Source organism: Flavobacterium salilacus subsp. salilacus (assembly GCF_004634195.1).
In the GTDB taxonomy this organism is placed as follows: domain Bacteria; phylum Bacteroidota; class Bacteroidia; order Flavobacteriales; family Flavobacteriaceae; genus Flavobacterium; species Flavobacterium salilacus.
In genome coordinates this window covers 55,626-79,285 of record NZ_SKBP01000003.1, presented here as the reverse complement: position 1 = coordinate 79,285, position 23,660 = coordinate 55,626, and the positions used below count along the sequence as shown (strand labels likewise).

Sequence of the window (23,660 nt, the reverse complement as noted above, 5' to 3'; positions counted from 1 at the left end):
TTATTAAGGAAATCTTTTTATCCTTATCTTTGTGCCTTTAAATTCAAATCATAACGATGAACATAAATAATATCCCCCAAATAAAACATACCGACAGTGGCAACTTTTTTTTGCTTGCCGGTCCTTGTGCTATTGAAGGTGAAGAAATGGCTATGCGTATAGCCGAAAAACTGGTTACAATTACCGATAAACTTCAAATTCCTTACGTTTTTAAAGGTTCATTCAAAAAAGCAAATCGTTCGCGTATAGACAGCTTTACCGGTATTGGTGATGAGAAAGCCTTAAAAATACTCAAAAAAGTATCTGAACACTTTGGTGTTCCTACCATTACAGACATTCATACTAACGAGGATGCCGCTATGGCAGCACAGTATGTAGATGTATTGCAGATTCCTGCTTTCTTGGTACGTCAAACTGATCTTGTAGTGGCTGCTGCCGAAACAGGCAGAACAGTAAACCTGAAAAAGGGGCAATTTATGAGCCCTGAGAGTATGAAACACGCTGTACAAAAAGTACTGGACTGCAATAACGAAAATGTAATGGTAACCGACAGGGGTACTATGTTTGGCTACCAGGATATGATTGTAGATTACAGGGGCATTCCTACCATGCAACAGTTTGCCACCACAGTACTGGATGTAACCCACTCCCTGCAACAGCCCAACCAAACGGCGGGAGTTACCGGAGGACGACCTGATATGATAGAAACCGTAGCCAAAGCAGGTATTGCCGTAGGCGTAGATGGTATATTTATAGAAACACACTTTGACCCTGCTAATGCTAAAAGCGACGGGGCAAACATGCTGCACTTAGATTACTTTGAAAGCCTTATGCAAAAGCTGGTGGCTATACGAAATACAATAAATCAGTTTTAACATTCCATTACATACACAGTGAAACAACCGCTCCTTTTGGTTGTACTTTCTTTTTGTCTTTTTTCACAGTACAGCATTGCCCAAGATAAGGCAATAAACGTAGAAAAATACACGGCACACAATAAACATAAGTTCTTTATATCTTGGGGAGGAAACAGAGAATCGTACTCCAAATCAGATATTAACTTTAAGGGTGATAATTATAATTTTACCCTGAACAATGTAAAAGCGCATGACAAGCCCAAAGGTTGGCACATGGATTATTTAAATCCGTTAAGGATGACGATACCGCAAACCAACATGAAACTAGGCTTTTTTATAACCGACCACTACAGTATTTCATTAGGTATAGACCATATGAAATATGTAATGACACAAAATCAAATAGCTGAGATAAATGGTTATATTAACCTTCCTGAAAGCGAAGAAGGCTCTGCCTATAACAGGACTTATAATAATGAACCGATAGAACTTACGGAGGATTTTCTTACGTTTGAGCATACTGACGGACTTAATTATATAAATGCCGAATTTGCAAGGGTTGATGATGTGTCTAAATACCTCTATATTACGAATACCGACCTTATACAGATAAACATAACCGAAGGCATTGGGGGTGGTGTGTTATACCCGAAAACCAATGCTAAAGTATTGGGCATGCGCAGGCATGATGATTTTCATGTTTCCGGCTACGGGGTTTCGGCAAAAGCAGGGTTGAACATTACTTTTTTAAAACACTTCTTTATTCAGGGAGAATTAAAAGGCGGGTATATTGATATGCACGATATACGCACTACCTACTCCAGAAGTGACAGCGCATCGCAGCATTTTGCTTTTTTTGAAAGATCGATAGCTATTGGCGGAATTTTCAGGATATAAAAAACATTATAACTACATTAAAAAGGTGCATTACGCACCTTTTTTTATTTCCCTAAAAAATAATACAATAAATATTTGGTACATGAGTAAAAATAATTTTACTTTGCATTTCAAAGTACTTTATTATGGAGGCAGAGAAAGATTATTTAAAAGACATACAGGACATCCGGAAAATGATGGACAAGTCGTCACAGTTTTTATCCCTTAGCGGGCTTTCGGGCATTATGGCAGGCATTTATGCCTTAGCCGGTGCTGCTGCCGGAAAGTATATATATAACCTGAATTATGGCAGGTACATCACGATAGAAAGTAACTCGTTTAAAGCCGTTATACTCATAGCTATAGCAGTATTGATACTATCGGTACTTACCGCCTATATATTAACTGCTGTTAAAACTAAAAAAAGAGGTGAAACAGTATGGAACAGTACTTCCAAAAGGCTTTTGGTCAACTTTCTTATACCTTTGGTAACAGGCGGTATATTTGCAATACTGCTCATTAAAAACAGGTATTACGGGCTTATATCGCCCATAACACTTATATTTTATGGGTTAGCCTGTGTAAATGCCAGTAAATATACCCTGAGGGATGTTCGTTATTTGGGGCTTACTGTAATAGTTATAGGGCTGGTAGCTACCTACTATATGGGTTATGGGCTGGAGTTTTGGGCATTGGGCTTTGGCGTATGCCACATAGTATATGGTACTGTAATGTATTTTAAATATGACCGAAAGGAAAAGTAGTGAAAAACATACTGCAACATATTAACAAGGCTTTTGATCATCGCATACGCTTGGGGATTATGAGCATACTTATGGTAAATGAGTATGCGGACTTTACCACCCTTAAAGAATTGCTGGGCGTTACCGACGGTAACCTGGCAAGCCACGCAAAAGCCCTGGAAGCCGAAGAGTATATTATGATAGAAAAACAGTTTATAGGCAAAAAACCCAACACACGCTATATGGCTACAAAAGCAGGCAGGAAAGCCTTTAAAGACCACATTGATGCTCTGGAAAAACTGATAAAAAAAGACTGATATTTTTTTGAATTTAAACTTTGAATTTCAAAGTACTTTATATAAAATAAACAATATGAAAACACTCCGATTAACGCTCTCCAACACCTTTAGGCAGCATTATGCCCTGCTCTATTTAGCCCTGTTTTGTACCGCTTTACTATTGGTAAGGGCAAAGCTAACCCACTCCATGTTTTACTCTTTTTTAATTTGGAATCTATTCCTTGCCTATCTGCCATTAGTAGTATCAGTACTGATGATTAATAACATAAAACTGATGGAAAAGAAAATGTACTTCTATCCGTTACTACTCTGCTGGTTGTTACTATTGCCCAATGCCCCCTACATCATTACCGACTTCATCCATCTAAAAAAGGTAAGCACAGTACCCATTTGGTATGATGTACTGTTGCTCATCTCGTTTGCCACAGGGGGCATACTGGCAGGGCTGGCATCTATGAAACATATATTCAATATCATTAGTATAAAAAGTAATCCGTTGCTGGCGTGGTTCAGTATAGCGATAACTTGCTTTTTGAGTGGGTTCGGCATCTATGTAGGGCGTTTCCTCAGATACAACAGTTGGGATGTTCTCAGTCAACCTTTATCGCTTACCGGCGACCTGCTGCAAAGTTTTACCAGTGCTACGCCTTTGGGCATTACCTTAGGGTTTGGTTGCTTTCTGCTCCTGCTCTTCCATTTGTACTATACTACTGATAAATAAAAAAATTTATAGCTATACTTTGAATTTCAAAGTGAATACAACAATCTAAAACTAAAAATCATGAAAAATCTATTCCGACCCAAAAAAGCAACAGTAAACACCATCGAACTTATAGACTATCCAAGCAACAGCTTAGGGTTCCACTTGGGGCAATATCTTTTTAATAAAGGCTTTAAGCCGTGTACAACACTGGAGAAAGAAGACATATACCGACTCTTGATTACCAAAGACACATCCGTAAAAGAGCAGTTTGGTATGTATTTCTACCTGTTTGGCAATGGCGATGTAAGCCTCAACACGCTGTCTGAAATGCTGGTGGGGTTACTTGCCTACCCTTTTGCCATAAAGCATTTTTATACACAATATAAAGCAGGTAAAAATGCCCTGCGCTTTTATGATTTAGATCATTACAGGATGCTGCACCTGCCATTGGAACGAATTAAGGACACTTTTTTAATTCGATAGTTATGAGTGAAATAAATCAACAACTGCCATTTAAAATGACAGGCATTGCATCTGTACCTATATGGACAGCAATAATATCGTTTACTATAGGTACATTCCTTTTTCTTATAGCATTTTTGTTTAAATACATGATCAATATAGCCCAACTCGGTTTTTGGTATGTCATCGCTGCTTTCCTTATTAATATTGCGGTATTTATCACAATGATATTCTTATCATTTATACATAAAGAACAACAAAAAGAAATACTCATTAATACCTCTGTACAACTTATCAATATCCCTGTTGCAATAGCATACTTGTACATTCTTTTCACTTAACAAAAATCAAATCATTATGGAAACCAATCAAAACCCTAAGAATTTCTTTCACTCTGCCACCGCAAAAATTATAATGGTGGGGTTATTAACACTCGTGCTGCTCATACCACTGGAGTATGTAAAGAGCCTGATTTTAGAACGCTCGGACAGGCAAAAAGAGGTAATAACCGATATTAACGAAAAGTGGGGTGGCAGCGTTTACTTTTACGGTCCTGTGCTAAAAGTGCCCTATACCACCTATACCGAAACTAAGGTTACTGACGAGAAGACAAAACGGGTAACTATAAATCGGACCGCAAATACTGAATATGCTTATTTTTTTCCGGATGAGCTTAATGCAACGGCAAATGTAACTACCGAAGAAAAACATCGCAGTAACTATGAGTCCGTTTTATTTAGCTCTAAGATGAATTTTAAAGGAAACTATGCTATGCCCGATTTTAGCACCGAAAGTATTGCAGATGCAGATATACAGTGGGATAAAGCCACAGTAATTATCGAAACCAATAACATTAAAGGCATTAAAGGAGAGGTTGCCATAAACATCGGTTCTCAAAAATATATTTTTGAACCGTCATCAAATGATTTTGAATCGATATCAATAGAACCCAAATATGGGGCTGTAAGTACTAATAATGCTGCATTAACCACCAAAAGCTTTAATGTTAAAGAACTTTTTAATACTAAATCGGTACCTTTTAATTTTGATATCAGTTATAACGGCAGCGAGTATATACGAATAGTGCCCATTGGTAAACAAACTACTGCAAAAATGACTTCGAACTGGACTTCACCGGGGTTTCAGGGCGATTTTATCCCTGAAAATAAAAATATAACCGAGAGTGGTTTTACTGCCGAGTGGAAAATATCGTTCCTGAACCGACCTTTTGTACAGCAACATTTTGGTAAACTGCCTAACCTGAGTGAATATAGTTTTGATGTTGATTTTGTAATTCCTGTAAACCAATACCAGCAAAGTGAAAGAGCTGCCAAATATGGTTTCCTTGTTATCGGGCTTACCTTTTTGGTGTTTTTCCTGATACAAACTATCAGTAAAATAAACATCCATATCTTTCAGTACAGTATGATAGGGCTTGCTCTTATTATGTTCTATACCTTACTGATTTCGATTACTGAGCATAGCTCCTTCAAGTTTGCTTATGCCATAGCAGGCGCAGCAGTTATAGTAATGATAGGGCTTTACTCCATATCAATACTGAAAAATAAAAAATTCCCACTACTGATTACTGCATCGCTGGGCGCGCTGTACACTTTTATATACGTAATAATACAACTGGAAAACTATGCCCTGCTGGTAGGCAGCATCGGGTTATTCCTGATATTAGGTACTGTTATGTATGTATCCCGAAAAATTGACTGGAGCAACACTCACAGTTAATTACTGTTTTTATACTTCGGGGCTTTATGCCCCGAAGCTATTTATTTAAGTTGAGTTACTTTTATAAGTACATCACTTTCAAGGTTTACAACATCTCCTGTTACTGTAATCATGTCGCCAACCTCAACCTTACGGAAATCTTTCGGATTATCCATGTTAGGAATGCTTATAGTAGCCGAAAAAACCTCTCCGGATGGGCTATATATTTTTGCAGTATAACCATCTTTCCCATTAATAACTTCAGTTACTTTACCCTCAACCGTTATTACATCTCCGTCAGCAGGCGTTACTATCGAAGCATCGGGCGCAGTCACTTCGGTATTATCAACAGCAACAGTATCCTTAATTTCTATTACTGCCGGTTCTTCGGTAGTATCTTTTTTCTTATCATTACAAGCAGTTAGTATCGCTATTGTGCTTAGTGCAATCAGTACTTTTTTCATATTGTATGTTTTTACCAAAGGTATCATGTTTTAGAGTAATAAAAAACCGCCTCACAACAGTAAGGCGGTTAAATTTTTTATAACAAAATGTTTTTAGTGAGCGTCGCCCAGTTCTACTTCTTCGGCGATACCTTGTTTTTTAAGTATTTTAACTACATACCATCCGTAAAAGGCTATGTAAGCAAAACATAGTACCGGAATAAAATAGGATTGGTGAATGCCTATAATATCGGCAATTTTACCTTGCAACGGTGGGATAATACCACCTCCCAAAATCATCATAACTAAAAATGCCGAACCCTGCGAGGTATATTTACCGATACCGGCTATACCCAATGCAAAGATTGACGGCCACATGATACTACAGAACAGTCCGCCACTCATAAAGGCATAAATAGCTACAGTACCTGTGCTGAATAAACCTATAAGCATAGCCGACATACCCAAAAGTCCGAAAATCATTAATGTTTTTGCAGGATGATCCTGTCCCATAAAGAAACCTCCTATTTGTATCAGTACAATAGCGGCATAAGCATATAAAGGTGTTATATCCTGTCCGGAAACAGCATTTGCGCCTAAAACTACACCAAAAGCAATATAGGGTACTACAATAAGCAATACTTTACGCATGGTATTAGAAGGGTTAAATACCGAAATAGCACCTGCCCAACGCCCTATCATTAAACTTCCCCAATACATAGAAATATAAGGTGCAATAGCCGAGCCTGTAAGCTCTCCAAATTCGGGAGTACCCAATAGTTCTCCTAAGTTACTTTGTATGGTTACCTCTACCCCTACATAGGTAAAGATACCCAGCATACCCAATACCAGTTGAGGGTAACGCATAGCGCCCCACCCTTGCGGTTTTTTTTGTGCAGCACCGTTAGCATACAGTAACCCGAATACAATTACTAATAAGGTAGCTATGGTTAAACCAAGCCCTAAAAAGTCCTTCTCTTTATTTTCTATAAATCGGGTGATAAACTCAGGATCTTCATAACGGGAAAAAATATACCCGAAAATGCAAATAAGAATAAGCGTGATTGCAATCAGTGTGTTCATTGCTTTTTTGGCAGGCTCAAAAACCGATTCGATTTTACCTGATGGCAGTTTTTTCGAAAAAAAGAATAAACCTGCCGATATAAGGAATAATGCCCCTACAAACATATACAGTATCTCCATCTTGTCAAGTGATTCTGCCCTTTGGGCAAATTCCTCAATATTAACGCCTGATACTACTCCAAATAATGCAAATGAAACTACAATTGGTCCGATGGTCGTACCGAAAGAGTTAATACCTCCTGCAAGATTAAGCCTGTTACTGGCTGTATGCGGTTCTCCTAAGGATGCTGCAAAAGGTTGTGCAGATGTTTGCTGTAACGAAAAACCAAGTGCCACAATAAATAAAGCGCCCAGTATAAAGTAATAGTCGCCCGATTTTACTGCAAATATCATGGCTATTGCCCCCACAGTACTGATAAGCAAACCGTTAATAATACCTTTTTTAAACCCCCAGGCATTAAGTATATCTTTCTTTCTCAGGGTACTGAATATAAATAAAAGTAAAGCGCCTATGTAATAAGCTCCATAAAAGGCAAAATCGATAAGCTGGCTCTGAAACTGGTCTAAGCCAAATTTAGCTTTACAAAATGGAATAAAAACACCGTTGGATGCCCCAATAAAACCCCAGAAAAAGAATACCGTGATAAGGGTATATAAGGCAGGATAATTGGTTTTTGTCTCGTTTGTACTCATAATTTAATGAATAATTAATGTGAATAATAGATATATAGAATAGAATTGTGTGTTATTGTACAGGAACAAAACTAACAGCCGTACCGCCACCCGGTGCCAGATTAAGCTTCAGTTTTGTTTTAGAGGTAACATTCATAGTTTTTATTTCATAGTTGATAGGATCGTTTTTCCAATCAGCGTTTTTACCGTCTTGATAAATAACTGCTTTATATTTTTGTCCGGGAGTAAGGAAATCTAACGTAAGTGTTGTTTTTCTGGCATTCTCATCGGTTATTGCTCCCATAAACCAGTTTTCAGTACCTTTTGCCTTACGGGCAATAGTCAGGTAATCGCCCGGTTCTGCCTCCATTACTTTAGTATCATCCCAATCGGCAGCTACATCCTTTATAAACTGAAATGCATCAGGATACTTCTCATAATTCTCAGGCAGGTCGGCAGCCATTTGCAGCGGGCTGTACATAGTTACATATAATGCTAACTGCTTTGCGAGTGTAGTGTGTACCTGCTCTGTTTTAGCAGGGTCATATACATTCATTTTTACTTCAAAAATACCGGGGGTATAATCCATGGGGCCTCCCAGTAAACGGGTAAAAGGTAATATCGTTTCATGCGCCGGTGGGTTACCGTTGCTCCATCCGTTAAACTCATTACCACGAGCTGCTTCGGCAGCAATATAATTAGGCCAGGTTCTGTGCACGCCTGTTGGTCTTGACGACTCGTGCGAGTTAACCATTATTTTATATTCTGCCGCTCTTTGTGGCACATAGTTAAAATGGTTTACCATTGCCTGCCCATCGTGAAACTCCCCACGTGGTATAATTTTACCCACATAGCCTGACTTAACAGCTCCGTAACCATAATCTTTCATGAATTTATAAGCTCTGTCCAGCCTGCGCTCATAATTCGCTACGGAACCTGATGTTTCGTGGTGCATTATCATTTTTATACCTTTCTTTTTGGCATACTCTGTTACTTGTTTAACATCAAAATCCGGATAAGGTGTGGTAAAGTCAAATACTTCTTCTTTCCAGTTGCCAAACCAGTCTTCCCAGCCTGTGTTCCAACCTTCTACCAATACACCGTCAAAGCCATGCTTTGCAGCAAAATCTATATATCGCTTAGTGTTTTCGGTGGTCGCTCCATGTGGTTTGGGTGCTGTTGGCTTCTTTTGTGAAGCATCCTGAGTACCACTATAATCCCAAGTTGATACACCAACGTGCATTTCCCACCAAATGCCTACATATTTCATGGGTTTTATCCAAGAGGTATCATCTATTTTAGAAGGTTCGTTAAGGTTTAATATCATTTTTTGCCCTACAATATCACGGGCATCATCGCTAACCATTATGGTACGCCAAGGGGTTACTGCGGGTGCTTGTAAGTAAGCCATATCGCCTATAGCATTTGGTGGCAACTGCGATTTTAATTTGTATGTTTTCGGGTCGAGGTTAAGGTGCATTACTGGATAATTTACCACCGCAGCCTCAAATATATTAATGTAAAGTCCGCCTTCGGATTTCATCATTAAGGGGGATTGTATGGTGTGCCTCCCGCCTATCGATTTTACGGCAATGCCGTTATTAAGGTTCAGTTTATCGTTATCTACTTCAGACAGCAACGTTTCATTATATACATATTCCTGGCTGTCGAAATCGCCCGGAATCCAAAAGGTTTTATGATCTCCGGTAAGGTTAAACTCTGTATTCTCAGCAGCAATAACAAAGTAGTTCATTTTATCCTGCTTAGGAAACTCATATCGGAAAGCAACTCCTTCATCAAACGCGCGGAATATAACGTTAAGCAGCCTGCCGGTACTTTCCTGACGAAGCATGACAGTGAGCTGGTTATACTTGTTTTGTATAACAGCTACTTCGCCCAATACAGGTTTCCAACTGTCATTAACCGAAGCTGATTTTGTTCCTGTAATGGTAAAACCATCAGTAAGGGCAGGTTCATTTTTAATATCAAATCCTAAATAGCTTTTTGCTACAACGGGTTGATTTTTATAGGTTACTGAGTAATACGGTTTACCTGATTGGTCAAGCTTAAATTCAGTAACAATGTTTTGTGATGGTGATTGTACGGACTGGGCAGATGCATACCCAATAAACAAAAATAATAGTGATGTAAAAAAGATTCTCATGTGATTTAAAAATTTCATAAATATACATATATCCCTATTTATAGCAATTCATTAATCTGCAAAAAAAGCAAGTGTTTTAAGCGGTTATATTCAAAAATAGCCAATATTCAAACGTTTGCAGTGAGGATATGATAAAAAGAAAAAACAATCTTATTTTTAAGTAAGATATTTCAGTCTTAATTATGTTAAAAAATACCTATTAATAGGTATTTCGATAAATGTTAAATTTTTTAACTTAGATATTTTAAAATACTTTTTAACAATAAGCTAAACTAAAAAACACCAAACCTAAAAATTATTAGACCATGAAAAAAATTATTTTATTGCTTACATTAATAGTAAGCTGTGCAATGTATGCACAAGATGAAACAATGATAAAGCTGAACAAGAAAACAGATTCACTTAATACTGCCATTAAAAAAGCTGTAAAAGAAAAAAAGTCTGTTAAAAAGGTGCTGGATTCGATAGGAAAAAAAGCAATAAAAAATTCTGAAATGTCTTATATCGATACTACACAAACCATTATATATAATTTTAAGACTAAGGAATATACAAAATCTAATGTACATCCAAGAGTTGGTGAACCTTTGGTTTTTAAAATTAAAAATATCAACAGGCTTGCTTATGATATAAAAATACAATCGGAAGATGTAGCTATTGCCGATGAATATTTTAACAATGAAATTAAGAGTATTGTTTCTGAAAACAAGAGCTCGGCTTCAAGTGAGATTATTACAGAAGCGAATATTCCATCTCTTGACTTAAACAAAGATTCATTTAAAAACCAAACTGAAGAAGACAGTGTTAACCAAGCTATACTGATAAAAAATAAAATTGAAAGTTTAAATCTAAAGCTAAAAAGCTTAGAAGAATTAAGACCTAAACTAGTAGAATTATATGATATAGAATCTTTGAAAGACTCACTAAAATCAGAGAACTTAGCTCAAGAAGAAGAAATTATTAAAAATAGAATTAATACATTGTTAGGTATTACCGAAACAGATTTGGATAAAATTAAAACAAAACTAAATGATGAAATCGAATCTACACTTGCTGATATAGAAAATGAACAAAAAACTTTAAAAACAACAAATGAATTATATCAAAAACTTTATCAAGCATTTACTAATCTTATTAATAATTACACTACTATAACTAAGGAATATCAAAGAATGGTTGAATTGGAGCGAGACTATGCTACATTTAGAACTCTTGCATTAGATCCTTTATTAACAAAAAAAAAGTATATTGATAATCTAGAAAATGGAATATTTATTTCTAAAAACAAATTAAACCAAGAGAAAATTGTTGAGTATGAAAATTTATTAAACAGTTTTTACACCCAATATAATATTGTTTATAACGATTGGAATCTTATGAATGAATTGACAAAAGACGCAGCCGAGAACATCAGACTTAAATATCAAATTATCAAAAATGAAGTAGATAAAATCAAGAATGCAATCAACCCTACAGAACTTTCAAAAAGTTATATAAAAGTGATGGCCATGGACAAAATATTGCGTGATGACAAATGTTATGAAATGGCTTCATCTCCTATACAACCACAGGAAGATTATGTTACTTTTAAAGTAAATATTACCCACAGAGATAAAAATGATATGGCAGAATATAACGACAACAGGGAATTTACTTATATGGAATATACCAAAGGCGGGGTACGATTTGACTTTAGTACAGGTGTTGTAATTGATATGGGGTTTGATAATGAGAAATACGGTTTAAGAAACGAAAGTTATATAGATATTGATGGTAATACAGTTAACGGAAAACAAATTGTAGTTACAGACAGAAACCGCTTTAGCCCCAATTTAGCCGGTATGTTTCATGCCAGTTTGAGAGGTAGCCGACCATTGACTTTCGGTTTAACATTAGGAGCATCACTTAATGTGGAGACTTTCCAGTTAAATTCTATTTTTCCCGGAGTTAGTGTATTATGGGGGAAAAAGCAAAAATTCATTTTTACTACTGGTCCGGCATTTAAATTAGTCAAATCACTAAAAGAAAACTATCAAGGAGGTTTTAAAAACAGAACGGTATATCCCGAAACTGAATTTGGAGATAATTTCGAACTAACTTCAGATCAATATCGTATCGGGTGGTTCTTCGGTATAACATACAACCTTACTTCAAAACAAAAAGGTAAATTCAAGATTGACAATAATTAAAAAAGTTTACTAAAACAAAAAGCTCCGCAAAATGCGGAGCTTTTTATATTTTTTCTTCAACATACCCTTTCAGGTACTTAAAGCGTTCTGTAAGTTTTCCGTTTTCGGTTATTTTAGCTCGTGCTAAAATACCGTCTTTATCTCCGTTAAAAAAAGCAGGTACAACTTTGTCATAAAACATTTCGGCAAAGCCAATGCTCGCATCACGAGGTAACTCGCAAGGCAAATTATCTACCGCCATTACTACTATGGCTGAAGGATGATGGATATCAACCTCTTCTCCTGACGACGGATTGTATCCGTATAATGGATTGGCGATGGTAGAGGCGCGAAGGGTACAGGCAATTGGTCCTCCTATATCGCAGGATACATCTCCTACTACTTTTATTTTATTGCTGCCGGATTTCAACATATCACGCGTTAATATGTTGGGAGAGTCATTACCGAAAAAATGCCCTGTAATAAAAATATCTGATACTTTAGTAAACCTTTCAAAATTAGATTCGTACTCTGTCGGATTGTTATAAAAATCGATATTATTTCTTATATCACCATCTTTACGCTTGTTATAATCCAAAACATCAATTTGTACATATACAGGTTCATCATAGCTTTTAGTGAGGTAATCATTTACGCTCACTTCTTTCATTTTCATACCATCCAATATCTCCTTAGCCCCCATTCCTACTTTACCTTTACCGGTAAGTACTATTTTTATCGGTGGTAAAATAATTCGCTTGAGTTTTGTAATCAGAGCATCCTTATCCCGCAATGTTTCTGCTTTTGGAAGGTTATACAGCTCATATTTTATCCCAAAAGCTCTTATAGTATTATACGCTCCTACATTACCGGCATATCGCCCAAAACCAATAAGTCGCCTGTTTTTGGCATCAACTATGGTTTCATGATCATAAAGCTCTATGTTTTTATCCAGTACTGCCTGCAACAATTTTTGGTTATAAGGCTGTTTTTTAATAGTATGCGAAAAGAAAAAATATTTTTTATCCGGTATAAGCGAGTCAATCGGTACTTCTTTAACCCCAATCAAAACATCACAGTCCGTCATATCATCATCAACTTCTACACCTGCCGATTCATACTCTTCGTCCTTAAATATCCTAATATCCGATACTTCTGCCTTTACTGATGCATCAGAGTAGCTTTGCGAAAGTGCTGCCAGTTTTTCGGGTGTAAAAACCACTCTTCTGTCGGGTGGCGATTTTCGTTCTTTTATAATCCCAAATTTCATTATCTGTATAATGTATATAGTGTGTTTTTACAGGTTTTATAAAAGATAGTACAATCTTTTGATAATGCCGTAATATTGTTTTTGATAATGGCATCAAATATAAGGGAAATTGAACGAAACCTAAAAACTATTTTGTTATCTTTGCACTTTAATAAAATGGTATCATTTTTGAATAATAAAATGATAGTATTTACTTGGGGTCGACTGGTTTTGACAGCAGGTCGAATTGAATGGTAAGCACGCCAGGAACGGAAACATATCCTGTAAATAATGTTTCACAATTTTAAACGGCGAAAATAACTACGCTCTTGCTGCATAATCCGAATTTATAGTACGATTAGCCTCGTTCCTACAAGGTAGGAAAGCGAGATTCTCCTAAAAAGCCTTGGTTTACGGCGTTTTGTTAAGGGGAACCGTAAAAGTAAACATAGGGACTTCTTTGCTTTGCAGAGGTCTTGAAACTAAAGAAGCTAAGTAGTATGTGGTCGTTTCCGACCTTGCACACTATCGAAAACCTAAGCGGAAACTAAGCGTGTAGAAAGCTCTTGAATTGCCTGTTTGGACCCGGGTTCGATTCCCGGCGATTCCACTGAAAGAAAAAACCTACTTAATAAAATTAAGTAGGTTTTATGTTTTTTTAGGTATAATTCCAAGTCTTTTAAGCATGATTAATCTATTCGAGATTGTCTAAAAATCCGGATGGTTTCATGGTTGTTATTTTGATGTTTTATGATCATACAACTGTGCCAGTATATCAAGCTGAATTTGCATTTTTACAATTTCAATTCTCGAACTTTCTTTACTGCCACCTAAAGGGAATGCCGGCACCAGTGTGTACATTTCATCTTCTTTAAGTTCAGGGAGTGTAGCATTTTGTAAATGCAGATCATAACAGAAGCCGATTTCCAGATTGGTAGTATTGGTTAATACGGCATTCAAAAGGAAATCTAAATCGTTAGGGCAATTTGAATTAGCTATTCTTAAATGTGGATTAAAGCGATAGTATTTATCTTTTAAAAAAAACAAATTGTGAAAAACTTTATCAACTGTAAACTAAGATAAATTGGATATAATTTTAAAAAATCCTTAAACGATGAAAGAATAGATGTTCTTTGTCTCTTATACATAAAATTTCGTCAAATCCTTGTACTGTCAATTGGGTCGAATAGATGGTTTCATATTCTATAGCGTTGACTTGGATTCAAACTAAAATTCGTTGGCATAATACCATAAAAACAACGTATGTAACTTTTGTTACACATTTAATGATTTCATCTGCATAGCTTTACGTAAAACTTAAGGAGTATGAAATCAAAATACCAAATCGTTATTATCGGCGGAGGCACCGGAGGCATTATGGCTGCTGCGCAATTGGTAAAAAAGTACAGCATAACGGATATCGCTATCATTGAGCCATCAGAAACGCACTACTACCAGCCCGCCTGGACACTTGTGGGTGCAGGAGCTTATGATTATAATAAAACCGCGAGGCTCATGCGTGATTTTATCCCGAAGGGTGTAACCTGGATAAAGGATTTTGCCACAGGGCTCAATCCCGAAGAAAACACAGTTTCAACGGCTAAGAGCAGTACTATATCTTATGACTATCTTATCGTTGCCCCCGGGCTTGTAAATGACCTGAGCCTGATTGAAGGCTTAAAGGATGCTGTTGATAAAGGAGTGGTATGCAGTAATTATATCGATCCGCAATATACATGGAAACGCTTACAACAGTTTAAAGGCGGTAATGCGGTATTTACACAACCCACAACTCCAATAAAATGCGGCGGGGCTCCCCAAAAAATCATGTACCTGGCGGCTGATTACTTTAAAAAGAAAGGTATCTCTGATAAAACCAATGTAGTATTTGCCACGCCGGGTTCAGTAATATTCGGGGTAAAAATCGTGGCAGAAACACTGATGAAGGTTATTCATCGTTATAATATTCATTTTAAACCCTTTTATGCCCCGGTAAAAATTGATGCTGACCGGAAAATAGTCTATTTTAAAAATGTTGCGCCAGAGGATAACAAATGTATTGTTAATGAAGGTAACATACTGGGTGAAAAAATGCAGGGCGAATCATTAATAGAGCTGCCTTTCGATTTTCTACATCTGGCACCCCCGCAAACCGCTCCAAAATTTATTAAAGAATCAACCCTTGTTAATGAGACCGGGTGGCTGGATGTGGATATTAACAGCCTTCAGCATAAAAAGTATTCTAATATATTTGGGCTGGGAGACGTAGCCGGTTTACCTACAGCCAAAACGGGGGCAGCCATACGCAAGCAGGTACCGGTAGTACTCAGGAATATAGTGAAACTTATTAAGAAACAACCAGCAGATGACAAATCCTACAACGGCTACTCATCATGCCCGCTGGTAACCGGATATGGAAAAATGGTATTGGCCGAATTTAATTATAAGAGCGAATTTACGCCTGACCCTAAACTGAAGCAGATGCTTATATTTAAAAGCTATAAAGAACACTGGAGGCTGTGGCTGCTAAAAAAATATATGCTGCCTTACCTTTACTGGAACAAAATGCTGAAAGGCGAAGATGTATAAAAAAATCAGCGGCTATGAGCCGCTGATTTTTTTATATTTTTAAGTAAACCGGTAATCAACACCCGTAACTTGGGAAAGCAATGTTACGGGCGCATCCAGTGCTACCGCATTGCCTTCAGGCACAGGCATTATCGGGCTGTTTGCCTTAAGGTACTCTGTGAGGGCGCTGTGCAATGTGTAGGCAGTATTGTGTGCCTCCTTCACATTTTTCATACGGCACAGCATATCTTCCGGGTCTCCTTCTCTTTCACACGCCAGTACACTGTAAGTTGTATTCGGTTCCAGTGGCTTACCACCTATCTTTACGCTTTGTACTCGTTTGCCTTCCCGACCAAAGGCATTAAAGGTTACTTCCATACCTTTAAATTTTACTACCCATCCTCCAAAACGTTTTTCCGCTTTTTCGGCAAACACATTATTCAGTTCTTTTTCCAACCATTTTTGCAGTTGTGTCCCTGTGACTTTTCCTGTACGTACTGTACTGTCTACCGGAAGCATGTCGTACAGATAGCCTTCTGTAATCGGGATATTTCCGGTATGATCGGGCGTGGCATTTGGCGGGCAAAAACGAAAACCGTTAGAAAGTACTATATCAACATCCTTAAACTTCCATTTCAGCCCGTCCAGTACTAAGGTATCTATAGGGTTTTCAACCACAAAATAGCGATACAGCGGTATAGTACTGTAACCTATTACCTTATTAATCTCATCTTGGTAGGGCTTTTCATTTTCCGCTACTATTTTTGCCACTTCAGTATCTGGTTTTATTTTGCTGGCTGTAACTTCCATAAGTTCATAGCTGTCCCCTGTTACTTTACCATTCTCTACAGTTAAATCGAGTTTACCTATAAAAGAACCAAAAGCACCGGGCTCTACCACTTTGGCATACCTGCATTCTATGGGCTTGCGTACACGCTCATGCGTATCGCCGCCCAAAATATAATTTACGCCTTCGCATTCAGCCCTGTTGGCAAGCGCAATTTGCTGAGAAAGCCCCAAATGGGCTATAACAATTATAAAAGCACATTTTTCCTGGTTTTTCAGGACATCTACATAATGTTCCAGGTTCTCCTCCGGTGGTGTATAAAGTATTCCTTTACTGTAAATAGGCGACTGCCTTTTGGGCACCAATGGGTCGGTATAGCCCAAAAATCCTATTTTCACACCTGCCACTTGCCATATTTGGTATGGCTGGAATATCAGTTCGCCCTTTTTTCCACCGCCCAGGTCATGGTACATATTTGTGCATATTTTAGGTGCGGTAAGGGAACCCATCAAATCCTGCATATTTTTCTTTCCATATACCACTTCCCAGTTGCCCGGCAGGTACAAATCATAGTCCATAGCATTCAGTACAGGTACAAATGCTCTTCCTGTGGTTTCTACGGAAAGTTCGCTTCCCTGGAACATATCTCCCGTATCAATGGTATAGCTATTAGGGTTCTGATCTCTTAACATCTTAAGCATTCCCGCTACATTGGCATACCCGCCTGTCTTGCGAAAAACTATATCATCATTTTCCCAAAACAACTCATCATGCGGGTGTACCTGGCAATGTACATCAGTAGTCTGTAATATGGAAATTACCTGTTTTTTACCATTCTTATGTTTTATTCCTGAATAGTTTGGTTCACAACTTTTACTTTCTTGTATATCAGCATATGCCGACAGTGGGTGGGCAATGGCAGTGCCAAGTCCCAAAAGCCCCATCGACTTTAAAAAATCTCTTCGTTTTTTCATTATAGTTTAAATTTAAAAATTACCTTTAATATAAGACCAGCGTTGCTCCTGCTTCAGCACTATCTCTGCAAGCCCCATGGGTACTGTAGTGACTCCTTCAAGCAAATCGGAATGCCTGATATGTTTCTGTTTCATGGTGTTTTCGCAGGCTACAAACTTTATTCCTTTTGCGGCAAGGCCTTTCACTTCATTTGCCACCACAGATTCATTGGTTACAAAACTGATGCCCGGTCCGTGTGCCACCACTTCGGCTTCAAAAGAATCGCCCCAGCCTTCCAAAAGATGGCTGAGGTTGCGTATAAGCCCCTTCTGTTCCTCTGTATCAGCACTGCTCATCTGGAAAACCACCATATGTTTTTCTTCTTTTTTTACCTGTGCTGTTGCTATTACAGGAGTTGTCACTATTATTAATGCAATTAAAAAGTTTTTCATATCTTAAATTTTAAATTAATAAATGAGTGTAATGGTTACCAGTGACAGGATACTTATAGCTATCCATAACAATACACCTTGTAAAAACACCTTAAATCCTACTGCTTTTATAGTATCGAGCGACAGCCCCGTACCTATAAGAAATAAAGTAACCGTTAGTGCTTTTTTGGCTGCAAAGGTTATCCAACCGTAAACATCTTGGTACTGGGGGAGCATTGTACTCACTATCATGGCAACAATGAACAGCAAAATAAAATAAGGAATGGCGATTTTACCTGTACTGTTCTTGTTGATGGCTACGGTAAGCAATGACAACGGAATGATCCATAAAGCACGACCCAGTTTAACAGTGGTAGCTACCTGCAGGGCTTCGTCACCATAGGCTGACGCTGCACCCACAACCGAACTGGTATCGTGTATGGCAATGGCACTCCACAATCCGAACTGGTACTGGGTAAGCCCAATAAAATGTCCTATGGCAGGAAACAGCAGTAGAGCAAGCGCATTCAGAGTAAAAACTGTGCCCAATGCCACGCTTATCTGCTTTTGACTGGCACCCGTAATGGGTGCTACGGCAGCTATGGCACTGCCTCCGCAAATAGCAGTACCAGATGAGATGAGATACGATGTTTTGGGGTTTATTTTTAAAATTTTACCAAGCAGGTATCCCAAACTTAACACCAGTACTATGGTACTAATGGTAAAGAGCAAACCTTCTTTACCCGCCTTAACAGCGTTATAAAAGTTCATCCCGAAACCCAAACCTACAATCGCTATTTTTAAAAGGTACTTAACCGTTTTGGAACTTTCCTGAGCGTATGGGTTTCCTGCAAAAACAGCAAAGGCTATACCGACTGCCAAAGCCAGGGGTGCGGAAATGTATGACGTGAAGCATAATGCCATTAATATAAAGAATAGTATTTTTTTATAAGTAGTTGTCATAATACTATAAGTGAGTGCTACATGCTAATTACTTTGCAAATGCAGCAGGTTTATTTTTACAATGTTATGGTTTTATATCCGTTTTCCTGAAGCCCGAAGATATAAACAAGACCGTTTTGGGTAACCATAACTGATGATGGAAGGTCTTTAACAGTAATATTAAATTTATCCATTGACAGGCCGCAAGCCAATATTGTTATTCCTCCGCTTTTAGCTTTATCCATAAGCTGGCGTAATTCATTATCATTAACAAGATTCTTTACCAGTTCACCGCAAACTACTATCTGGAAGTCCAACTGTGGGTTTTCCTTTATAAGTCCGGTCGCTGTTTTAACAGAAGCTTTTAAATGCTCTGCACTACGTACCAGCATGGCATATTTTCCATCTTTTTTAATTGAGTTTTCAACCTGTGCAACGGTTAAGTCTTGGGCGTTTATTTTTACAGGAAATAAGGATATTGATGCCAAGAACAGCAGCATAATTAATTTTTTCATGATTTTGAAAATTTGATTGCATTGATAATGTTGTAATTGTGTGGGTTGTTGATAATGAAAAACAGTAACCCGCCAAAAAGGGCTACGTTTTTCCATAACGGGCCGTGTAAAAAGCCGTTACCCAATTGTACCGTAATAGTAATAGGGATAAGAATGGTTGCAAGTACCAAAGCAGAGTACCTTGTATAGATACCCAGCATAAAGGCAACGCCAAATACAAGCAGCACATAGCCGGATAACAACCCAAGCAGCCTGGCATCTCCGAAAAATATTGCAAATTCTTTAAAAGTGGCTGTATTGATATGGGTTGCAACCTTATCAGGTTGAACAAGGTGCGATATTCCCGCAAGTATAAAAATACAACTGAGGGCTATTCTGAATAATAATACAGAGAAGCCGTTTACGTTAACGTCTTTAGTCATATATAAACTGATTTAATTTAAAATAGGTTTTTTAAGTAGAAAACCTATCAATCAAATCAGTAAGCTGCGGCAAAGTAAATAAGTGGGTACTTTTTCTTTAAGTGAAAAGAAAAAACCGGGAGTTGTAATACTATTTGATTCCTGCGGGATAGCGGTAAAATAAAAACTTTCAAAACCCGAAGTGAGAAGGGCTGTCTCTTCTTTACCATTTTCCTTTTCGTCAGCAACAAACACATGGCACTGCACTTTTACATTGCCATTGTTAGGTTTATGAGATGTTTCAATACCTACAAAATCAGCATACAGTTTTTTAATGCTACAGGGTGTCGCTATGACCATTGTAAGCAATAAAGTGAGTATATGTATGTGTCTAACAGGCAATTTCATCAAACAGTATAATTTTATTCTCCAAAGTAAACCATTATATCGAAAACACATTGTAACAAATGTTACACTTTACATATTTTTAACATCTGATGTTTTAACACTCCACATTTTTACTGTGTAACAAAAGATACTGACTGGCTTTGCCATAGTGCTTTATTTTGCAGTTCATTAAAATTAATAAAGTATGAGCTGGATTTATGAACCTTGGCCCTGGTATGTATCCGGACCTCTTATTGCAGCAACCATGGCTGCGCTGTTATTTGCCGGGAAAAACTTTGGCATGTCATCTAACCTTCGTACGGTATGTGCTGCGCTGGGCGCAGGCAAAAACTGCGATTTCTTTTGTTTTGACTGGCGTGGACAGCGTTGGAATCTTTTTGTTATGGCGGGCGCAATTATAGGAGGGTTTATAGCAATGCACTTTCTGTCAGACAACCCTGTGCCGGATATTAATCCTGATGTTATAGCACAGCTAAAGCAAAAAGGTTTTGAAAGTGCCGGCAGCAGCTATCTTCCCACAGAACTTTTTAGCAATCAAGCATTTTCTTCGGCTAAAACACTTGGGCTATTAGTTTTGGGTGGTTTTTTAGTTGGTTTTGGTGCGCGTTATGCAGGGGGGTGTACCTCAGGGCATGCCATATCAGGACTGAGCAACCTACAGTTACCTTCGTTTGTTGCTGTGATAGGTTTTTTTATCGGTGGGCTAATTATGGTGCACCTGCTGTTCCCAATACTATTTTAGACGATGCGGATACTGGCTATTGTACTCCTTTCAGTTATAACAGCGCAAGCACAGGAAAAAAGCCTGCTGCATTATTTTGAAGGCGGGAAAACAGAAGGTCATATCCGTAATTACTTTATGGCAACAAACAACCATAACTTAAAAAATTATCATGCCAATGCCACAGGTGGGCTAATAGGCTATACTACTAAAGAGTTTAATGGTTTTCAGGTGGGTATTTCGGGAGTGTTTACGTTTAAGACTTTTGGGGCTAACCTTAATGCTACAGACTCCGTAACCGATAAATCATCAAAATGGGAACAGGAACTTTTTGACCTTAATAACCCTGATAATTATTATGACCTTGACCGAATGGAAGAATTATTCCTTAAATACCGTTACAAAAACTCTTACATAGCAGTAGGTAAGATTCCTTTGGAATACCATCCGCTTATTAATAAAAGTGACGGAAGGATGAAAGGTTTTGCTTTTAAAGGGATTAACTGCCATATTGTTGTTGACTCAACATTATCTGTAGATGTATCGGGGCTTAACGGGGTATCACCCCGTAGCATGACCGAATGGTTTAAAATGCATAAAGCAATAGGATTAGTTAACAACGGATATCAGCCTGACGGTAAATATGCAGCCTATGAAGGATATACTGCAACAGATATGTTAGCCTTTATAGGGGTAAACAAAACGCTTGGCAGGTTTAATCTCAACTTTTGGGACACCCATATAGATGATTTACTGAATACTGCTTGGGCAGAAGCATTTTATCATAGTAAATTTTTCTCTGCAGGCATTCAGTATTCCTATCAAATACCTTATAACACGCAAAAAAAACTGCCTTATACCAACCGTTATATACAGCCCGGCGAAAACGGGCAGGTAGCCAGTATTATGTTAGATTATAAATACTCTGGTTTTGAAACCTCTGTAGCCTATACAAAAGCTTTTGATAGCGGGAGATATCTTTTCCCTAAAGAGTTTGGTCGCGACCAGTTTTATACCTCCATGCCCCGTAGCCGTATTGAAGGTTTCGGTAATGCCGATGTGGTAAAAATAAGCCTTCAATATTCACTTAAAGAAAAAGGGCTAACAGTGGGTATGGATGCCACAGGTATTGATGGTCCGGGAGCAGAAAATTATCAGTTCAATAAATACGGGCTCGATGATTATTACCAAATAAACAGCAGGTTGCAGTATAGTTTTAAAGACTTTTTGCAAGGGCTGGATATTGCCATAATGTATGTATGGCGTGAAAATAAAAATGTACATACCCCGGCTGATGTGTTTAACGTAAGTGACTACAGTCAATTAAATGTAATAAGCAATTTTAATTTTTAAAAATTATAACAAATGAAAAACTTAGTTTTTTTAATTATAGGTATCTTCTTTGGTATCGTTATGTTCAAGTCAGAAGCCGCTTCATGGTTTCGCATTTACGAGATGTTCCAGTTTAAATCTTTTCATATGTATGGTATAATTGGCTCGGCACTTATGCTTGGCATTATCGTAGTACAAATTATTAAACGGCGTGAGCTTAAACATATGGGAGGCGGCACGATAGAGTTTGTACCCAAAGAAAAAAGCTTCGCCCGCTATATGTTCGGGGGAATTATTTTCGGCTTAGGCTGGGCACTTGCAGGTGCTTGCCCGGGTCCTATGTTTACACTGCTTGGTGCCGGTTTTTTTCCCATCCTCATTGTAATAGGCGGGGCTGTTGCCGGCACATGGGTCTATGGTCTGTTAAAAAACAAACTACCTCATTAATTTGTACCTTTACAGAAATGCCAACTATTTCTAAATTATGAATGAATTACTCAAAGAAGCATACAGCACAATATTTGAACCCAAGCTGATTGAAGAAATTGAAAGCGTTGCAACATTGATGGATTTTAATGAAGGCGACCATCTGATTGAAATTGGGCAATATATACGGCAGATGCCGTTACTTATAAATGGTGTTATAAAAATATTGCGTGAAGACCGTACCGAAGGTGAGCTACTACTCTACTTTCTCGAAAAAGGCGACACCTGTGCCATGACCTTGGCATGCTGCCTTGGCGATACTAAAAGCGAAATACGCGCTATAGCCGAAACTAATGGTACTGTAGCCATGATACCCATTACAAAAATGGAGGAATGGCTGGGTAAATACAAAAGCTGGCGCAACTTTGTTTTTAGCAGTTACAATAAAAGACTTAGTGAAATGCTCTCTGCTATAGATAATCTTGCCTTTATGAAGATGGACGAGCGCCTGCTGAACTATCTTAGGGAGAAAGCAAAAGTAAATCGGTCATCAGTAATTGCCAACACCCATCAGGAAATTGCCTATGAGCTTAACACCTCGCGTGTGGTAATATCCCGCCTTCTGAAAGCCCTTGAAAATGAAGGGATCATAAAACTTAACCGCAATACTATTGAACTTTTAAAATAAATATACCCTATGTAACTTTTGTTACTGCACAGGCTATACAACATTGGTA

Annotated in this window: 25 protein-coding genes and 1 other RNA gene; 15 read left to right on the top strand and 11 right to left on the bottom strand. The window is 37.9% G+C overall.

Features of this window, described 5'->3' with window-relative positions:
• Nucleotides 1-56 precede the first annotated feature (56 nt).
• The 8 genes from kdsA to creD all read left to right on the top strand — a co-directional run bounded on the left by kdsA (nt 57) and on the right by creD (nt 5,680).
• Complete coding sequence (kdsA, locus tag E0W68_RS05120; RefSeq protein WP_135218343.1) at nt 57-875, top strand: 3-deoxy-8-phosphooctulonate synthase; 819 nt, start codon at nt 57-59, stop codon at nt 873-875.
• Nucleotides 876-893: 18 nt separating this feature from the next.
• Nucleotides 894-1,754, top strand: coding sequence for a hypothetical protein (locus E0W68_RS05115; RefSeq protein WP_135218342.1), 861 nt, complete (start codon nt 894-896; stop codon nt 1,752-1,754).
• Between the two features lie 125 nt (nt 1,755-1,879).
• Nucleotides 1,880-2,497, top strand: coding sequence for a hypothetical protein (locus tag E0W68_RS05110; protein ID WP_135218341.1), 618 nt, complete (start codon nt 1,880-1,882; stop codon nt 2,495-2,497).
• On the top strand, nt 2,497-2,793 hold the full coding sequence (locus E0W68_RS05105) for a winged helix-turn-helix domain-containing protein (protein WP_135218340.1): 297 nt from the start codon (nt 2,497-2,499) through the stop codon (nt 2,791-2,793). The genes E0W68_RS05110 and E0W68_RS05105 overlap by 1 nt, the downstream gene beginning before the upstream one ends.
• Before the next feature lie 55 nt (nt 2,794-2,848).
• Entirely contained in the window at nt 2,849-3,496 is a 648-nt protein-coding gene (locus E0W68_RS05100; RefSeq protein WP_135218339.1) for a DUF1361 domain-containing protein, read from the top strand.
• Between the two features lie 60 nt (nt 3,497-3,556).
• On the top strand, nt 3,557-3,961 hold the full coding sequence (locus tag E0W68_RS05095) for a hypothetical protein (RefSeq protein ID WP_135218338.1): 405 nt from the start codon (nt 3,557-3,559) through the stop codon (nt 3,959-3,961).
• A 2-nt stretch (nt 3,962-3,963) separates the two neighbouring features.
• Nucleotides 3,964-4,281, top strand: a complete 318-nt coding sequence (locus tag E0W68_RS05090) for a hypothetical protein (protein WP_135218337.1) — start codon at nt 3,964-3,966, stop codon at nt 4,279-4,281.
• A gap of 16 nt (nt 4,282-4,297) precedes the next feature.
• Nucleotides 4,298-5,680 carry a cell envelope integrity protein CreD gene (creD, locus tag E0W68_RS05085; protein WP_135218336.1) on the top strand — a complete coding sequence of 461 codons (1,383 nt, stop codon included), beginning with the start codon at nt 4,298-4,300 and terminating at the stop codon, nt 5,678-5,680.
• A 41-nt stretch (nt 5,681-5,721) separates the two neighbouring features.
• On the opposite strand, the gene E0W68_RS05080 is transcribed toward creD, so the two are convergent.
• From E0W68_RS05080 to E0W68_RS05070, 3 genes are all read right to left on the bottom strand, one after another.
• Nucleotides 5,722-6,123, bottom strand: a complete 402-nt coding sequence (locus E0W68_RS05080; RefSeq protein WP_135218335.1) for a lipoprotein — start codon at nt 6,121-6,123, stop codon at nt 5,722-5,724.
• Nucleotides 6,124-6,216: 93 nt separating this feature from the next.
• Nucleotides 6,217-7,878 (bottom strand): MFS transporter, encoded by a 1,662-nt coding sequence (locus E0W68_RS05075; protein WP_135218334.1) that lies wholly within the window; start codon nt 7,876-7,878, stop codon nt 6,217-6,219.
• 52 nt (nt 7,879-7,930) lie between these two features.
• The gene (locus tag E0W68_RS05070; protein ID WP_135218333.1) at nt 7,931-10,021 is read right to left on the bottom strand and encodes a glycoside hydrolase family 97 protein; all 2,091 of its coding nucleotides are present in this window, start codon (nt 10,019-10,021) and stop codon (nt 7,931-7,933) included.
• 305 nt (nt 10,022-10,326) lie between these two features.
• Between E0W68_RS05070 and E0W68_RS05065 the strand changes: the two genes are divergently transcribed.
• A complete protein-coding gene (locus E0W68_RS05065) occupies nt 10,327-12,210 on the top strand; it encodes a GumC domain-containing protein (protein ID WP_135218332.1) in 1,884 nt (627 codons plus the stop codon).
• A gap of 43 nt (nt 12,211-12,253) precedes the next feature.
• Here E0W68_RS05065 and E0W68_RS05060 read toward each other — a convergent pair whose 3' ends face one another.
• Complete coding sequence (locus tag E0W68_RS05060) at nt 12,254-13,459, bottom strand: NAD(P)-dependent oxidoreductase (RefSeq protein WP_135218331.1); 1,206 nt, start codon at nt 13,457-13,459, stop codon at nt 12,254-12,256.
• A gap of 196 nt (nt 13,460-13,655) precedes the next feature.
• Between E0W68_RS05060 and ssrA the strand changes: the two genes are divergently transcribed.
• Nucleotides 13,656-14,051, top strand: a transfer-messenger RNA (tmRNA) gene (ssrA, locus tag E0W68_RS05055).
• A 122-nt stretch (nt 14,052-14,173) separates the two neighbouring features.
• Here the strand turns inward: ssrA and E0W68_RS05050 are convergent.
• A complete protein-coding gene (locus E0W68_RS05050) occupies nt 14,174-14,485 on the bottom strand; it encodes a T6SS immunity protein Tdi1 domain-containing protein (RefSeq protein WP_135218330.1) in 312 nt (103 codons plus the stop codon).
• 279 nt (nt 14,486-14,764) lie between these two features.
• Here E0W68_RS05050 and E0W68_RS05045 point away from each other — a divergent pair, with 279 nt between their 5' ends.
• Nucleotides 14,765-16,027: an NAD(P)/FAD-dependent oxidoreductase gene (locus E0W68_RS05045; protein WP_135218329.1), complete on the top strand. Its 1,263-nt coding sequence runs from the start codon at nt 14,765-14,767 to the stop codon at nt 16,025-16,027.
• 39 nt (nt 16,028-16,066) lie between these two features.
• On the opposite strand, the gene E0W68_RS05040 is transcribed toward E0W68_RS05045, so the two are convergent.
• Genes E0W68_RS05040 through E0W68_RS05015 form a run of 6 tightly spaced genes read right to left on the bottom strand, consistent with a single transcriptional unit; the run spans nt 16,067 to nt 20,444 of the window.
• The gene (locus E0W68_RS05040; RefSeq protein WP_135218328.1) at nt 16,067-17,767 is read right to left on the bottom strand and encodes a bifunctional metallophosphatase/5'-nucleotidase; all 1,701 of its coding nucleotides are present in this window, start codon (nt 17,765-17,767) and stop codon (nt 16,067-16,069) included.
• Between the two features lie 12 nt (nt 17,768-17,779).
• Complete coding sequence (locus E0W68_RS05035; protein WP_135218327.1) at nt 17,780-18,199, bottom strand: DsrE family protein; 420 nt, start codon at nt 18,197-18,199, stop codon at nt 17,780-17,782.
• Nucleotides 18,200-18,214: 15 nt separating this feature from the next.
• On the bottom strand, nt 18,215-19,141 hold the full coding sequence (locus tag E0W68_RS05030; RefSeq protein ID WP_135218326.1) for a YeiH family protein: 927 nt from the start codon (nt 19,139-19,141) through the stop codon (nt 18,215-18,217).
• 56 nt (nt 19,142-19,197) lie between these two features.
• On the bottom strand, nt 19,198-19,635 hold the full coding sequence (locus tag E0W68_RS05025) for a DsrE family protein (protein WP_162845802.1): 438 nt from the start codon (nt 19,633-19,635) through the stop codon (nt 19,198-19,200).
• Nucleotides 19,632-20,057 (bottom strand): DoxX family protein, encoded by a 426-nt coding sequence (locus tag E0W68_RS05020; RefSeq protein WP_135218324.1) that lies wholly within the window; start codon nt 20,055-20,057, stop codon nt 19,632-19,634. Before E0W68_RS05020 ends, E0W68_RS05025 begins: the two co-directional genes overlap by 4 nt.
• Before the next feature lie 51 nt (nt 20,058-20,108).
• The gene (locus tag E0W68_RS05015; protein WP_135218323.1) at nt 20,109-20,444 is read right to left on the bottom strand and encodes a hypothetical protein; all 336 of its coding nucleotides are present in this window, start codon (nt 20,442-20,444) and stop codon (nt 20,109-20,111) included.
• Nucleotides 20,445-20,628: 184 nt separating this feature from the next.
• On the opposite strand from E0W68_RS05015, the gene E0W68_RS05010 reads away from it, so the two are divergent.
• The 4 genes from E0W68_RS05010 to E0W68_RS04995 are packed head-to-tail and all read left to right on the top strand — an operon-like array spanning nt 20,629 to nt 23,611.
• Entirely contained in the window at nt 20,629-21,186 is a 558-nt protein-coding gene (locus E0W68_RS05010; protein WP_135218322.1) for a YeeE/YedE family protein, read from the top strand.
• A 3-nt stretch (nt 21,187-21,189) separates the two neighbouring features.
• Nucleotides 21,190-22,518 (top strand): hypothetical protein, encoded by a 1,329-nt coding sequence (locus tag E0W68_RS05005; RefSeq protein WP_135218321.1) that lies wholly within the window; start codon nt 21,190-21,192, stop codon nt 22,516-22,518.
• A gap of 12 nt (nt 22,519-22,530) precedes the next feature.
• Nucleotides 22,531-22,944: a DUF6691 family protein gene (locus tag E0W68_RS05000; RefSeq protein ID WP_135218320.1), complete on the top strand. Its 414-nt coding sequence runs from the start codon at nt 22,531-22,533 to the stop codon at nt 22,942-22,944.
• A gap of 37 nt (nt 22,945-22,981) precedes the next feature.
• Nucleotides 22,982-23,611 (top strand): Crp/Fnr family transcriptional regulator, encoded by a 630-nt coding sequence (locus tag E0W68_RS04995; protein WP_135218319.1) that lies wholly within the window; start codon nt 22,982-22,984, stop codon nt 23,609-23,611.
• The last annotated feature ends 49 nt before the right edge of the window (nt 23,612-23,660 follow it).